The following is a 15804-nucleotide window of genomic DNA, read 5'->3' as shown; positions in this document are numbered from 1 at the left end:
CTTTCCGAATATTTGATTAGTCCTGCCTTGCTATAGCCTTGCTGGATGTGGCCTGCAGCTTGCGTGTCGCTCTTTGGAGCAGACTGCCTATTAGCGGCGACCTGACATTAAGCTCTTCCGCGATCTCCGCATAGCTGTAGCCGGAGTAGCGCAGAAGCAGCGCTTGGCGGTCTCGTTCGGGCAGTCTGTCCAGCCAAGCCTGAACCTCTTCCTGATCCAATCGACGCATCAGCGCCTCTTCGCCGGATTCAGAAGCGACTTCCCCTTCATACATTATCTCCTGCTTATTCTGCAGCTTTCTCTCTCTTGCTCTCTTCTCTAAATAATCGTATCCGATTCTTGTCAGTACCCGGTGTAGCCATGCCCCCAGGGTTGCCGGGTTGTCCGGCGGATTTCTGTACAGCCTCAGAAATACTTCCTGCGCCAGATCGTCGGCTGCTGCTTCATCTCGCACAAGCGCAGCCAGTTTTCTGCGTACGGTTGGATAATGCTCATAAAATATGTTGCGGAATGGTGAGGATTCCGGAATACTCATTTTATAATTGCCTCCTTTTAAGCTGCAGCTATTAGGAAGACGAACCTTCTTCCTTTTTTGTATCATGCTCGGGAGATTTTCTTCGAATTTTTTTAGGCTGCACTTAATTGGACAGTCCAATGACATCAGGATTAAGAAATTGTTAGACATTAGAAAACAACTTTATTGTACAAAGAACTATTGTATTTCAGCAAAACCTATGCTCGTCGCTCTAACGAAATTTGTGTATGTACGTCGTACCGACTACATCCATCATTGTATTAATGATTCATTAAACCGGTAAAAAAGCTTTCCATAGCCACCTTTTCGGGTGATTATAAAAAGCTAATCTGCTTTGGAGCGTCTATAACGATCGCTTAAAATTTCCCAGAAAACTGTTTGACAATGCCTTTTGTCAGGTCCGCTAGAACTAAATACTGAACGACACTTAACTTTTCATTATTTAGTATGCATGGGGTTAATTGATATTGAACCTATGACTGGAATAGGAATGGAGGGAATATTATCAGTAACGATTACTAGTCAGTGTTATCACGTTGAGCGCCCTCCATCGTTTTTATTGCAATGTAAAACGCCCAATGTAACCGATATATTTGAATTGACGGCCGAGACATTAAGTCTTTGTGCTGCTGAAATGGCTTTATGAGGGCACGAAGCACCCCCTGCCTCGACACGCCTCTCCTCAATGATAGTGTTCTGTGAATTGAGTGGATATCCTTCAGAAAAATCAGTAGATTTCTAGAAGATTGTTATGATTCTTTGGAACTATTCTACCAAATAAAAACCCCTTCTTTGTAGAAGGGGTTTCAAATATACGAACCTAGCTATTCATGCCATGATTATTAAGTTGTTGGAAGCTATTCATGCCGTGATTGTTAGGTTGGATCGTTGCTGCACCAGTAGGGATGATTACGTTACCTAACAGAAACAATACTACTGCCATCATACCTAATGCCTTTTTCATCTTTTAACACCCTTTCTAGGATAGTTTTGTTCAATACATTATATTCATTCAGCTGTTCTTTAGTTGCATGAACACTAAATGAAACAAATAATGCATTGATTTTTTTATATCCAGTATCATCCTTAAGTTTATCAGACATTCGCAATCCCTTGAGGGATATATTTAATGCATTGTAAATATTACCATTAGTAAAGTGGTAAAGGGACATAAGATATAAATGATCTATATAATAACGAATATTGGCTTCCGTTTCGTACTCTCCATCCAGAGCGTCCAAATTAGGCTCAAATTCTTTTAATGCCCAATCAACGTTACAGTTATGTTTTAAAGCTGACTCCAGTATCGTAATAATCCCCGGCAACAACTCTTCTTCCTCGGCATTGTGTATAAATTGCACATATTCAGGAAGCGTCTCCATATTACCTTCCAGCAAATTCAAAACATATGTATTGGCATTTGCAATCATCCTGAAATGTGCTACATCCTCCTTCCCCTCATCGTCCAATCCAGATATCCATCCCAATTCAGAGTACTTTTCAATACAATCCCTGGCTGCTGAGTAATCGCCCATCTTTTGCAATGCGATACCTTTCGCCACCATAGAATATCCAAAATAAAAAGCAACACTTCGTTTAAGTCTTTTAGTATCAATTCTCGGCTGCCCTTTTGCTTGTCTAAGTTGGTCTTCTTCATAGAATGCGTTGATTGAGTGGTGGAGTTTATCCGCAATATGTACCATAGCATCCCAACCATCTAGTGAAAACTCTGCTTGCAGCATTTCATACAAAAGGTTTATGTCACTTATTGATTCTAAAACTGCCGAGTTAAACATATAGCTGCCTCCTGATTACATTTTTAACCAATAGTATATTATAATTGGGCAATGGTCAATTACGTAGTTAAGTGAGCTATTCACAAGTTGAATCTTCTCTGAATTTTCGCATATGATGTGAGACACTGAATTGGCTTAGCCCAAGTATTTTTGCATACTGTGCCTGTTTAAGTCTTGGACGCAGTTCCATTAAATCTTTCAGTCTGCCCCTTGTTATTTCAGACTTACGTTTCTTTACATTCTAATCTCTGTAGTAGTCAATTCTACCGCTGGCGTGGGGTGCTGCCTCCTTTTAAATCATGTGTACATACGATGCATAGAAAGCTTTCCTGAAAGTGCGTTAGCTGATCGACTGATCCCGCAAAAAGGTAAATACATACATTGGGAAGATCAGTCCGAGAACTAAGTTACCCAGACGGTTCGACTCATGTTTGAAACAACGTTACCATTTTATGATCTTTTACGATGCGTTCAGTGCTGTTATTTGGTGTAAAAACAGAGGATTTGAACGAAGGCAATGGGTCCATTTGGCCTGCTGCCTTCTCGTTATGATTAAGTTATCGTCTCTCGTTAGTCCAATCTAGACTGTTCTGAATCTTGTTCATCCTAAGCCAACCAGGAATTTAAAACAGAGGATTTTCTTCGAGTGGTTGTGTCTCACGTAGATCTCTAGCCTTCCGAACAGAGGGCGAGTAAAAAACGTCACTATGCATATGCTGAATTTTATCCCAGTTGCCAGGATTGGTCGTGTCTGGAGAGCGGTGCTCCAGAATGGCCTGATATAGAGCCGTTTTTTGTTCCAAATGGGCAACGTGCTGTTTGGCTTCTTCGAGCTTAATGAGCGCCGCTTCCTTATGCTCCATCATGAGTGTGTAGCGTTGCGGAATGGTCGAATCCCCTTCGAGACAGAAATCGACGTACATTTTAATGACTTCAATCGGCATCCCGGATTGCTTGAGACATTTGACGCCATGCAACCAGTTGATCGATTCTTCGTCGAACATCCGAATGTTGTTTTGATTGCGCTGTACGCTTGGTACCAGGCCTTTATCCGTGTAAAAGCGTACAGCGTGCTCGGTGAGTCCCGTTATCTGGGCAGCTTCTTTGACTGTATGCATGTGGAATCCTCCTTGGAAAAATAAAAATTTTTGAAGATGGCTTGACTTCGTGTAACACGAAGGCGTTAGGCTTATTGTAATGCAAGTCGACCGTAAGCGGAAGCCCACTGAGGTGCCCGATTTCCGAGTTTTGCGGCCGTTTGCGTTTTACATTTGGACAATGGGAGGAAATACAATGCAAACCGTAACATTAAACAATGGTGTGAAAATGCCGATCATCGGCTTTGGTGTCTACCAAGTTCCAGATGCTGAAGAATGCGAGAACGCTGTATATGAAGCGCTGATGGCTGGTTACCGCCTGATCGACACCGCCTCCGGTTATTTGAATGAGGAAGCGGTCGGTCGTGCGATTAACCGCAGCGGCGTACCGCGTGAGCAGCTGTTCATCACGACCAAGCTCTGGGTTCAGGATACCGGCTACGAGAGTACCAAGCACGCATTTGCCAAATCCTTGAAGAAGCTTCAACTCGACTATCTCGATCTGTACCTTATTCACCAGCCATTTGGCGATTACTACGGTGCATGGCGTGCGATGGAAGACCTGTACCGCGAAGGCAAGATTAGGGCGATCGGTGTCAGCAACTTCCTACCCGACCGCCTGATGGACCTCATCGTTCATAACGAAATCGTACCCGCCGTCAACCAGATCGAAACGCACCCGTTCTACCAGCAAACAGAGAGCGCAGCTTTTATGAAAGAGCACGGAGTTCAACACCAGTCGTGGGCCCCATTCGCTGAGGGACTTAACAACATGTTCAAAAACGAAGTGTTGCTCTCGATCGCAGAAAAATACAACAAGTCCGTCGCTCAGGTCGTATTGCGCTGGCTTGTTCAGCGTGAAGTCGTTGTAATTCCAAAATCGGTAAGAAAAGAGCGGATCGTCGAAAACTTTGACATTTTCGATTTTGAGTTGAGCGCGGATGATATCGAACAAATCTCGGCCCTCGATACGCGGGAAAGTCTTTTCTTATCGTATCGCGACCCGGAAGTCGCCAAGATGATGGGCAACTGGAGAATCGATCTGTAAACCTTGATCGAACCATAAACTTATCACTCGTTTATCCTCATCTATAAAGAAAGGGCAGAGCGGTTTAAAGTGAACCCTGTCCTTTCTTTACTTGAATTGACCCTTGGATTCGCTTTTCCGCTTTATAAGATGCCACCTTTCGCTTAATCATAATCCCCCCTATTAAAGCAATAATTCTAGTCTGTTTCTAATAGAAGATTTAGACTAATTTATTCAACGAGCATCTCTGTTAGCGCAATTCTCAGCTTGTGTTCGTAACTAGATATTTTCGGTTTTGTCAGTTGGAAGCTGGGACACACAAATATCTACGCGAAGTGCCGAGGATTCCAAGGGAATTTTCCAAGCTTGGTGCACGCTGTTTGAGTTTGGCTAAAATGTCATAGTACTGTCTAATTCCCGCATCCAGATTCCTGCGTGTCTCTGTGCAAATTGTTGGAAGGAGACAGGCGCCTTCCCAGTCACCCTCATTACAGTATCAGTACTTAGATCTTCCGCTCCTTCCTCGCGAATTTTACGGTCGAGTCCGGTCATGATCTCAGCATAATCCTTGCTTATCCCTGCTGCTAACCAGCTGCGGGTGAATTCATCATCTGATATTGATTAGTCAAATTGAGAAAGGAAATGCGATGCCCTCTTTTGAGATCATTAGCAAGCTTGCGGAGCGATTAAATTGCTCTATTACTTTTCTCTTAGAAGAAGTGGCCTCGGAAACCGTTTCTCCTCCTCCCTCCATTCCTACTCAATTGGTAAGGGCGGAACAATATCTTGAAAGCAATTTGTTAAATGAGTTTCTAAACATAATAAAGAGTATAGAAATCACAGAGGAAGATGCTAATTTAAAAGCCAAGCAACAATTACTTTATGCAAGGTATTACTGGTTATCTAACGATATGGAAAAAGCCTACGAATATATTGAAAATATCATTCAGCATGCGCCTCCTTTTGATTACGATATTAGAGCCAAATCATATGCTTTGCTGCTGACCAAGCTATTTACAGTCGACAAACTACTTTATGTCGATGTTCTTCTCAACCTTGGCATCTTTCACTGCCATTTGGATGAGATTACTTTTGCGTTAAAAGCTATATATTGATATTCAAAACATTGAAGAAGCAGAAAGGATCTGTGATGATTTTTTGCATATAAATATGAACCTGGATTTAAAAGCCCAACTCAATAACAAAAGCAAGCGCACAAAAAAATGAGTGAATTGTATATCCTTATAGCTGAAGCTTATTATCACCAAAAAGATTTTGAGACCGCTTCGTATTACTACAGGCAAGACCTCCCTGCTCAATAACAAAAAACCTCAGGGCTTCTTCCAGATGGATAAGGTCCCTGGGGTTTAACCATTATATTTCCACTTATGGCTCATAGCGCTCCATAATGATGACCGCATTGTGGCCGCCAAAACAAAGGAATTTCCTTAAGTATCAAGGATTGTAATAATGCAACTTATTTGGGTAACGTACATCAGGTGTAACAACAATACAATCCCCCATCATGGTCAAAAAAGAGAAAGAAAAACCAGAAAAAAAATCCTGGAATTTTTCCGCTTTTTCTTTAGGCTGTCACATCAAAACGCTTTGGCTGCCAATATGGCTTGCCGGATTGCTGATTCCTTTATGCTCTGCGCTTGGTCCGGCTGCTCACTGATACCTTCAACAAAGATAGCCTGCACATCGTCAATGCCCAGTAAATTCATGATAGCTTTTACATAACTATGGCTGTACTCTACATCTTTGAACTTCCCATGGGAGAGAACCGTGCCGGAAGCCTGAATGTGCATCACTTTTTTGTCCTGCTGCGTCCCAATCAAACCGGACAAACCCCGCAGCCCATTATCGGCTCGCTTAATAGTTTTTCCCGGAACTATAACCGCGTCAATGTACGCTTTCAGAACCGACGGGAAAGAATAATTCCATACCGGATTGACAATGACGATTTTATCCGCAGTCATGAATTGGTCCGCAATCTCGCGCATTCGCACCGCTTTGACCTTCGATCCCTCGCTCAGTTCATCGAAAGAAAGACCGCCCCCAGCGTCTTAGAAGATCGGCGTCGATTTGCGGAAGATCCATGCGATACAGGTCCAAATGAATGACCTCATCTCCTGGATTGGCCTCCTGATAGGTTTCGATAAACTGTTTGCCGACTGATAGGCTGTATGTACCGTCTTTTAAAGGATGAGCGGTTACGTACAATACAGTTGCCATGATAAATCCACTCCTATGTTATGATTAAAATAATTGAGGATACAATGCTATTAATAGCAATTCTAGCTATGCTGTTCGTGGATATGAAAGAGCTTCCCCTACTCCATGACTTCCACTGTCTGGTAAACATTCAGCAGTGGAACTTTTTCGAGTCCTATTGAAAATCGCTGAATATTATCATTACTAACTCCCTTCTTAATGTAATCATTATAGTTACAGAAAAAAATGAGTGTCAAGAATGATCATGAAATGCAGACACCAATTTTTTGACTTTTATTGGCCGTTCATAAACTGCATGCCCCACAGGAAGACCGCTTTTCTCAAAGATGTAAAACAAAAAGAAACCGTCTTGGTAAATGGAAGTGCGACCCACCATTTACGAAAGGAACGGTTTCTTTGTACTATCACCTTGTTCGTGTTGTCAATGAGGCTGTCCATCGTTTGGACGATCAGATTTTCAGGGAGGCTTGCACACCTAAGTTTCTAAAGAATATGCGAGAATCTGGTCTTTCGTTAGACTCTTTCCTTTGTTCCAAATATCGCGTATTTCCTGTTCAATTAAAACATGTTGAAGATCAAGAAGCACTGCATTATGCTCCACGGGAAAATTCGGAACGGCAGCACCTCCGAAGCTTTCGCGACATTTCTCAGCAGCACTCAGAAGTATGACCGCTTCTGGATAAGCCTTCTTTGCCCATAAAGCTATAGCCAACCCTTCTATTCCGCGAGAGAGAATCCATGTCCCTTTGTAAATTTGGCTGATCGCAATGCTATTTTTGAAGCATTCAATGGATTGATCGGTCTGCCCAAGTTTCAAGGCAGCATAACCGAGGCTTTCGTACGGACCGGATACTTCCCATTTATCCTGAACCGATTCGAAGAAGTACACGCTCTCTTTTAGAAGCATGGATGCTTCATGATACTCCTTTTGTTCCAGCTTTAGCTTTCCGTAAGCATGCAACGAAGCCGCCAAATTCCACATGTCCTTCGTTTTCCTGGCAATATCAACGCTCTCCTTAACGAGAGGCTCGGCATCTTTCAAAAGTAGCTGGTTGATATAAATAAATGCCATGAGACGAAGAGAAGAGGCTAATTGTGCAGAATGGTTCAGATCACGGGCGAGCTCAGCGCTGCGTGCAGCTGAAACCATGGCTTCTTCAACGTTTCCTTGAACCAATTGAATGACGCCCCGCCCATGCAATGCTTTGGCAAAATCTCCACCAGGCAGTTCTTTATGAACGGTACTTTCCAGAAAACGATTAAGCCAAAAAATCCCCTCCTTTAATCTGCCTTCATGAAGCCAGAACCAGTAAAGGTTTGAAACCATATGAAATCCAATTGAGTTGGTATGTGCATCATTCTGATAACACCATTGCATGGCTGAGCGCAGGTTTGCATATTCTTGTCTCACTTCATCAAGGCAGGCATCACGCTCTCGAGTCCTGAACTTGGCCTCGGCACGATTCAAAATTTGGCTGTAATATTGAGCATGACGTTCAAGAAGAACATGTCTGTTACGGCCGTCAGTTTCTCGCCAGCATATTCCTTAATGGCTTCCAGCATGAAATAACGGATGTAGCGGTAGTCATCACTGGTTTCGATTGAGACGAGTGACTTGTTGACCAGTCCGGATAACAGATCAAGCATATCTTCCCGAGCAAGTTTATCATCACGGGTGGGCAATGCGGGTTCGCAGCTACAGATCCGCTCCACTGCCTCCAACGTAAACCCTCCCGAAAATACACTGAGCCTTCTCAGAAGCAGTTGCTCCTTGCCGGTTAGTAGATCGTAGCTCCAATCGATTGTAGATTTCAGCGTTTTTTGCCGAGGCACAGCATTTCGTTTTCCAGCAGTCAATAATGTCAGCAGACTCGCCAGACGTTCTTCCATCTGTTCTAATGTCAACATACTCATTCTGGAAGCCGCAAGCTCAATGGCTAACGGAATCCCTTCTAATTTTTTGCATATGGCACCTACAAGCTGCAAGTTTGCTAGCGTGGGTTGAAGCTTAGGAGCAACCAAAAGCGCACGTTCCATAAACAGTTGCACGGCTTCAAATTCCTTGATTTCTTCTTCGGAAAGCACCTCCAGCGAATACTCCTCACCTGGAAAGGATAACGGGGGAATCCGATAGACGTATTCCCCCGAAATGTTCAAGGCTTCTCGGCTCGTGACCATGATGCTTAGTGTTGGCGCAGCCATCAGGAGTGATTCAGCTAAAGCCGCGCATGCATCAATGATGTGTTCGCAGTTGTCGAAAATAAACATCATTCTTTTCTCGGAGATTACATCTAATATGGTTTGGAGATCAGTTCGATTCCCTTGATTTTGCAGTCCCATAGTGGATAACAGATACTGGCCCAAAAAATGATGATCCTTTACGGCGCCGAATTCGAACATCCAAATACCGTCCGGATACGTTTCAGCAAGCGTTGAAGCGACTCGAACAGCAAGTGATGTTTTCCCTATCCCTCCGGGTCCTACGATTGACACAAGGGAATGGAACTTCAGCTGTTCTTTCAGGTCAGCCATGGATTGGTTTCTTCCTATAAAGAGAGAAGGAGGCTTCGGTAACTGACTTTGCCTTGCAAGTGAAACGGCTTGCGTGGCAACCCGACCTTCCTGCGCGGAACCTTCGAACGAAGCAACGGTTTCAAACCAAGTGACATCAAAATCCGGAAACTCCCGTTTTGTTGCAGAGCGCACTTCCGAAAAGCGTTTTACTGCAAGCCAAAGCTCCTCAGCCTCTTTCCGCTGGGCTCCCTCCAGGAAGAGTCCTTCCTCCAAAAAGACTTGAATCAAACGTTTGAGGCTGCCAACGCTGGGAAGACGATCTCCGTTCTCCCACTGTTGAACGGTTCGTGGATCGACGCCAACTTGCCTTGCCAAGTCAACTTGCCGTGTTCGTTTGGAAAGGTTATGTCTAGCGGGCCTGGAACGAATTTTTTTAATCCAATCATGGGGCCAATCTTTCAAAGATTTTTCGTCTTCCATCTTATCACCTGGCTTCAATAGTTTGAGCATCTCTGACACGAACTAACACGAACTCATGTACATTCGTGTTCTGGATTTTAACAGATAGAATAAAGCATATCAACAAAAAGAGGAGGTAATCTACATGCCTTTAACGCGTATCGTCACGTTGGAAGGACGTTCGAGCGAAGCTAAAGCCCGTATTAAAGAGGCCGTCTCGCAAACGATCGTGGACAAGCTGCAAGTGCCTGAAAATGATCGTTTTTTGATTATCGAGGAACACAACCGAGAGAACTTCAACTTTGATCCAAACTGTCTGGACATTGAAAGAAGCGATGGATTTCTCATCGTTCAAATCATTTTGAATGTCGGCAGATCGTCTGAAGTAAAAAAAGAGTTCTATGCGGCATTAGCTGAACAACTGCATGAGCAGTGCAACATTAGAACCGAGGATGTTTTTATCAATTTAATTGAAGTCACGAAAGACAACTGGTCTTATGGCAACGGCATCGCCCCTTTTATTGTTTAAATCGTAATTTTATATAAGAAGGAGAGAAAATATAATTATGTCGACTATTCTTTATATCACTGCGCATCCTGGTAATCCTGAAGCATCTTACAGCCTTTCCGTTGGCGAGCAATTTGTACAAGCCTATCAAGAAAGTCACCCAGAAGATAAGATTGTGCACGTAGATCTGTATCAACGAGACATTCCGCATATCGATGCAGATGTATTGGAGGCATGGGGCAAGCTTCAAACGGGAGCATCGTTTGATCAATTGACTGCCGCGCATCAAGAAAAAATAACCCAACTGAATCATTTGCTCGAAGAGTTTGTCACCGCGGACAAGTACGTGTTCGTTACACCCATGTGGAACTTTTCTTACCCTCCGGTATTGAAGGCATACATTGATTCCTTTTGCGTCAGAGCCAAAACATTCAAATACACGGAGAATGGCCCCGTTGGACTGCTGCATAACAAAAAAGCATTCCACATTCAAGCTAGCGGCGGCATCTATTCGGAAGGTCCTGTGGCGGAACGCGAGAATGGAAGCCGTCATTTGAAGACGGTTTTGAATTTTGTCGGCGTAACAGACTTTGATAGCCTATTTGTGGAAGGTCTGTCCACGGCGGGAGACCGCGCTCCCCAAATCAAAGCCGAAGCAATTGAAAAAGCGCGCAATGCTGCGAAGAATTTCTAAGAGTATGTTTCGATAGCGATTGGAGATTAGTCAATATCGTGGCAATGGTTTGTTACATCACATTAATCTGAATAAACCCGGCACCGCCGATTTGACCAAGGGGGAAGAAAAATGAAAGTATCTTATCATGGACATTCGGTTGTAAAAATCGAAACCCATGGCACAATTATTCTTATTGATCCTTTTATTACAGGCAACTCCAACACCGATCTGGAAGCAGCCGACGTGCAGGCTGATGTAATCCTTCTGACCCATGGCCACGGGGATCATGTTGGAGATACTGTGGAAATTGCAAAACGAAATGACGCGCTGGTAATCGCATCGGCAGAGCTAGCGGATGTTCTCAGTTGGCAAGGTGTACGAACCCACGCCATGAGCATTGGGGGAGCTTATCAATTCGAATTTGGAAAAGTGAAATTAACCCAGGCTTTTCATAGCTCAAGCCTCGTTAATCTGGAGACTAAAACAATCATCTATACGGGAATGCCTACAGGGATTCTGTTCACAGCAGAGGGCAGAACGATTTACCACGCAGGAGACACAGGTTTGTTCTACGATATGAAGGTGATTGGAGAACTCAGCAATATCGATTTGGCATTTCTGCCGATCGGAGACAACCATACTATGGGTCCAGAAGATGCTGCGCTGGCAACTGAATGGCTTCAAGCGAAACAAGTTGTGCCGATCCATTTCAATACGTTCCCTCATATCAAACAAGACCCTCACTACTTCGCTTCGCTTCTAAAGGAAGGGGTAGGGAAAGTGTTGGAACCGGGAGAAGGGCTCGAGTTGATTCCCTGACCTGCTAGTTGAATTTAGTTATTTCCAAAAAATCAAAAGCGGGCGCTCTCCTCTGTTGGACGGCGCCCGCTTTTGATTTTTTGGATTTTAATGGTTAACTTTGGAATCAACTGCTCTTAAGAAGTATATTTTAGGTCTTAGAGGATAAAATATGCTTTATCAATAAAGCAAGGGGGTTAACTTGTGTTGTTAGGTTGGTTTAGAAACGTTCTGAGACCTGAAAGAAGGCGTAGACAAGATAGTGAAAAGTCCAATCAGCAAACAACTGACCCCATTAATCCGTCATTGCCCCAAACTCTGTCTTTACTCAAATCGAAACTCGGACAAGGTCCTGATTTTATCATTCGTAATTTTTCCGAAAATCCTGCCCATGCCGGTCATCTCGCAGTATGTTATATCGAGGGATTAATTGATCAAAACTTACTTTCCGATTTAATGGAAGGTTTAATTACAGAAAAGCTCTCTGAATCTTCCTCTAAGCTTGGTGAAAATAGCACGGTCTCTCTATTAAAGAAGACAATTCCAGCAGGAAATATTCAAATGATACATTCGCAAAATGAGGTATATCAAGCCATTCTCTCCGGGAATGCTGTCATTGTCATCAACGGAAACAACTATGCTTTGGCAGTTTCCATCGCAGGCGGAGTAAGACGGGCTATTCAGGAACCCAGTACTCAGACCGTAGTACGGGGTCCTAAAGAAGGATTTACAGAGGATGTCTCAACTAACATTACACTGATCAGAAGAAAATTGCGGACACCTGACCTTAAATTTGAAAGTCACGTTATTGGACGATATACACAAACTAAAGTCATATTAGCTTACATTGAAAATGTCGCTAATCCAGAAGTAATACGGGAAATTACAAAACGGCTTCAATCCATTGATACAGACAGCATACTTGAAAGTGGCTATATCGAAGAATTCATACAGGATGAACCACTTAGTCTCTTTCCCACCATGCTAAACTCAGAGCGTCCGGATACTGTCGCAGGTAGCCTTTTAGACGGACAAGTAGCTGTTCTGGTTGATGGGACGCCATTCGCTCTGATTGCACCTGTAACTTTCTTCAATTTCTTTCAAACGGCCGAAGACTACTACCAGAGATATGACATTTCAACTTTTTTAAGGGCTCTTCGTGTGGTATCTTTTCTAGTCTCATTGTTGCTTCCCTCTCTATTTATAGCCTTGACGACTTTCCAACAGGAAATGATCCCCACCACGCTGTTAATTACGCTGATGGCTCAACGGGAAGGAACTCCTTTTCCTGCATTAATTGAAGCATTAATGATGGAATTGATGTTTGAAGTGATTCGTGAAGCAGGTGTGCGAATGCCACGGGTCATCGGACCAGCCGTTTCCATTGTAGGAGCTCTGGTTATCGGGCAGGCAGCGGTGCAAGCCGGACTGGTCTCAGGTGCAATGGTTATCGTTGTTGCCTTCACTGCTATATCGAACTTTGTCATCCCGTATTTTGGTATGGCTTCAGCAGTCAGGTTGTTGCGTTTTGCACTTATGCTACTGGCGGGGGCTCTGGGCTTATTCGGTATTCTGATAGGAATTATCCCCCTTCTTGTTCATCTTGTATCTCTCAAATCATTCGGAGTTGATTATTTTGTGCCCTACAGCCCCACCTTTAAATCTAATATGAAGGACCTTATCATCAGAGCTCCGTGGTGGGCTATGAAAACCAGACCTAGCGAAAAATCAGGCCATAACCAGACAAGACAGGCAGCTCACCAATACCCTGCTAGTTCGGATGAAATCAAAAATAATGACAAGTCTGATACCCAAAAATAGGAGAGATCAATGGTGCGGCAATTAAGAGTTAGTTATGTTCTGTTTATTGCAGGGTTATTACTTACAGGGTGCGTAGATCGTACAGAATTGAACGAATTAGCCATCACAACAGCAACTGGAATTGATGGCCATAAGGGCGACTGGATCAATACCTATCAAATCATAATTCCATCAGCTATGACGACTGGATCAGGTGGTTCTTCCACCGGGGCATCGCAAAGCGCTGTACATACCTTTTCTACACATGGAAAAACATTGAGAGAAACCGTTACGAAGAGTAGCCTGGAATACCCGCGTAAACTATATTTTGCCCAAAATAATATACTCGTTATTGGAAAAAAAGCAGCAGAACAAGGCATTGAAGAGATTATTGATATTTACCTCCGCAACCTTGATTCACGAGAAACTGTAAAAGTATTCATTGCCAACGGAGAGGCTCGTGATTTTTTAAAAAAGCTTGTACCACCAGAGAAAATTCCTGGTCAAGCTTTAGAAAAGATTATAGAAAGAGATAGCAAATTAGGATCAATCTACCCCGCAATATCCATGTATGAATTTATTTCGAAAATTAGCTCCGATAGTGGCGCAGCCGGAGTTCCAGAAATATCTCTTGAGGGTTCAGAGCCGGAGAAACTAGACTCTGTTGATGTTTTCAAGGAAACCTCCGCCAAAAATAAACTCAAGTTATCGGGTTTAAGCATTTTTCAGAAAGACAAGAGAGTCGGCTTTCTAAATGAAAAGGAAAGTATGGGGGTTTCATGGTTAAACAACCAGATTAAAAACACTACTGTAAACTATGTAGATGGGAATGTTACGTCCGCTTTCCTCATCCGGAAAGCCAAGATTAAGGTTACGCCAATCAAGAATTTAAATCATTATTACCTAAACGTTGACGTTAAAGCTACCGGTGATCTTCTGTCAGCCTCTTCCCAAAGAGAAATGAAAAATATGCAAAGTACACATCAATTGCAGATGCAAGCAGCAGAAACGATCAAATTGCAAATTCAGGAAGGCTGGAAAGCCTTACAGCAAAAGAATATCGACCTTATCGGTATTGGAAATAAAATCCATCACAAGTATCCAAAAGACTGGAAAAAAATAAAAGAGACGTGGCCTGGAGAGTTAGCAAACATGGATATAAAAATAGATGTAAAAATGAAGCTTGCACGTCCAGGATTATTCGAAAAATCTTTTAACGAACTGTTGAAATAAGATAAACAGGGAGAGGTGAATTGAAGCCATGCGTCAAAATACAATCCGACTATCCGAGTTGATCATTTGTATGTCTTTATTTGAAGTTGGAAGTACAACTTTGTTTTTAATGGGGGCTGAAGCAAATCAAGATGCTTGGTTAGTCATGTTGATAGGAGCTTTAGCAGGACTACTTCTGCTAAAGCTCCATCTTGTTATTCACCATCAAGATCCTGAATTAGATTTGTTCATGTTGTTTCGCCGTTACACTGGGAAATATGTGGGCACACTCATCAATTTACTTTTTGTGCTGTATTTTACATATGAAGCTTCTCGGAACATACGCGATTTAGGCGAGGTGACAGTAATGACATTGCTCCGCCAAACCCCTTTGTGGATCATCATCTTGATCACAATCGTGGTTGTATCCAACACGGTTCGTTACGGCTACAAAGCATTTTTCTTATTTTGCTTGTTCCTTTTCCCTTTTTTTGTACTTGGATACGCCATAATTAGTATATTAATTCCGGCAACGGGTCTCTTTCACTTGGAAAATTCCCTTCCAGTTTTAGAGGAAGGATGGAAACCCATATTTAAAGCCGCTATTCCTGAGCTTATCTCCTTTCCATTCGGACAAACTGTGTTATTTCTTGTATTTTATCCGCTCGTACATAAAGGCCGGAATCTCACAAAACCCGTTTTCTTTGCCTATATAGTGACCGCACTTGCTCTAACATTTATTAATCAATTGGATATTTTTGTTCTCGGACCTAAGATCGCCGCTAATAGCACACTTCCACTTTTGGAAACCGTTCAGTTGATTGAATTAGCAGATCTGTTCGAACGAATGGATGCCCTTTTCACCTTGCTTCTTTTTCTTGGCTTGATCATCAAAATGTCTTTATTTTTTAACGGTGCAGTGATAGGACTTGAAAAAATAACTGGAGTCGGATTTAAAAAATGGATTCTTCCCCTTGCTGCACTTATTTATGGGCTTTCTTTTTTGTCGCCTAACTATACTCATCACATGGTAATCGGTCGGAAATTTGTTCTTAATTCCTGGTTTCCTATTTTTCAAATTCTCCTCCCTTTGTTACTATTTGTGGTTATTGTCATCAAAAAAAGAAATCTAAAAAGCTGAGAC

13 protein-coding genes and 1 pseudogene are annotated in these 15804 nt (G+C 42.8%); 8 read left to right on the top strand and 6 right to left on the bottom strand.

The window, feature by feature from the left end:
- Window positions 1-16: 16 nt before the first annotated feature.
- The 3 genes from MKY16_RS11655 to MKY16_RS11645 form a co-directional block, all read right to left on the bottom strand.
- Window positions 17-535 carry a sigma-70 family RNA polymerase sigma factor gene (locus MKY16_RS11655; RefSeq protein ID WP_029515305.1) on the bottom strand — a complete coding sequence of 173 codons (519 nt, stop codon included), beginning with the start codon at window positions 533-535 and terminating at the stop codon, window positions 17-19.
- Window positions 536-1449: 914 nt separating this feature from the next.
- Window positions 1450-2331, bottom strand: coding sequence for a hypothetical protein (locus tag MKY16_RS11650; protein ID WP_029515306.1), 882 nt, complete (start codon window positions 2329-2331; stop codon window positions 1450-1452).
- A 623-nt stretch (window positions 2332-2954) separates the two neighbouring features.
- On the bottom strand, window positions 2955-3449 hold the full coding sequence (locus MKY16_RS11645) for a MerR family transcriptional regulator (protein WP_029515307.1): 495 nt from the start codon (window positions 3447-3449) through the stop codon (window positions 2955-2957).
- A 175-nt stretch (window positions 3450-3624) separates the two neighbouring features.
- Between MKY16_RS11645 and MKY16_RS11640 the strand changes: the two genes are divergently transcribed.
- Both MKY16_RS11640 and MKY16_RS11635 read left to right on the top strand, forming a co-directional pair.
- On the top strand, window positions 3625-4476 hold the full coding sequence (locus tag MKY16_RS11640; RefSeq protein ID WP_340955394.1) for an aldo/keto reductase: 852 nt from the start codon (window positions 3625-3627) through the stop codon (window positions 4474-4476).
- Between the two features lie 596 nt (window positions 4477-5072).
- Window positions 5073-5570, top strand: a complete 498-nt coding sequence (locus MKY16_RS11635) for a helix-turn-helix domain-containing protein (protein ID WP_152526662.1) — start codon at window positions 5073-5075, stop codon at window positions 5568-5570.
- Window positions 5571-6053: 483 nt separating this feature from the next.
- On the opposite strand, the pseudogene MKY16_RS11630 reads toward MKY16_RS11635, so the two are convergent.
- The 3 genes and pseudogenes from MKY16_RS11630 to MKY16_RS11620 form a co-directional block, all read right to left on the bottom strand.
- Window positions 6054-6693, bottom strand: a pseudogene (locus tag MKY16_RS11630) (FMN-dependent NADH-azoreductase).
- Window positions 6694-7168: 475 nt separating this feature from the next.
- Window positions 7169-8020, bottom strand: coding sequence for a tetratricopeptide repeat protein (locus tag MKY16_RS11625; protein WP_340955392.1), 852 nt, complete (start codon window positions 8018-8020; stop codon window positions 7169-7171).
- A gap of 137 nt (window positions 8021-8157) precedes the next feature.
- On the bottom strand, window positions 8158-9687 hold the full coding sequence (locus MKY16_RS11620; RefSeq protein WP_340955390.1) for an NB-ARC domain-containing protein: 1530 nt from the start codon (window positions 9685-9687) through the stop codon (window positions 8158-8160).
- Between the two features lie 124 nt (window positions 9688-9811).
- Between MKY16_RS11620 and MKY16_RS11615 the strand changes: the two genes are divergently transcribed.
- The 6 genes from MKY16_RS11615 (at window position 9812) to MKY16_RS11590 (ending at window position 15801) form a co-directional block, all read left to right on the top strand.
- Entirely contained in the window at window positions 9812-10195 is a 384-nt protein-coding gene (locus MKY16_RS11615) for a tautomerase family protein (RefSeq protein WP_029515310.1), read from the top strand.
- A 37-nt stretch (window positions 10196-10232) separates the two neighbouring features.
- On the top strand, window positions 10233-10868 hold the full coding sequence (locus MKY16_RS11610; RefSeq protein WP_029515311.1) for an FMN-dependent NADH-azoreductase: 636 nt from the start codon (window positions 10233-10235) through the stop codon (window positions 10866-10868).
- 111 nt (window positions 10869-10979) lie between these two features.
- A complete protein-coding gene (locus tag MKY16_RS11605) occupies window positions 10980-11669 on the top strand; it encodes a metal-dependent hydrolase (protein WP_069011459.1) in 690 nt (229 codons plus the stop codon).
- A 183-nt stretch (window positions 11670-11852) separates the two neighbouring features.
- On the top strand, window positions 11853-13469 hold the full coding sequence (locus MKY16_RS11600; protein ID WP_029515313.1) for a spore germination protein: 1617 nt from the start codon (window positions 11853-11855) through the stop codon (window positions 13467-13469).
- Between the two features lie 9 nt (window positions 13470-13478).
- Window positions 13479-14681, top strand: a complete 1203-nt coding sequence (locus MKY16_RS11595; RefSeq protein WP_165150641.1) for a Ger(x)C family spore germination protein — start codon at window positions 13479-13481, stop codon at window positions 14679-14681.
- A gap of 28 nt (window positions 14682-14709) precedes the next feature.
- The gene (locus MKY16_RS11590) at window positions 14710-15801 is read left to right on the top strand and encodes a GerAB/ArcD/ProY family transporter (protein ID WP_165150639.1); all 1092 of its coding nucleotides are present in this window, start codon (window positions 14710-14712) and stop codon (window positions 15799-15801) included.
- Window positions 15802-15804: the final 3 nt, after the last annotated feature.

Origin of the sequence: Paenibacillus sp. FSL L8-0641, assembly GCF_038006265.1 — a bacterium.
Classification (GTDB): domain Bacteria; phylum Bacillota; class Bacilli; order Paenibacillales; family Paenibacillaceae; genus Paenibacillus; species Paenibacillus polymyxa_D.
The sequence above is the reverse complement of the archived record's forward strand: the minus strand, read 5'-3'. Positions and strand labels throughout refer to the sequence as shown.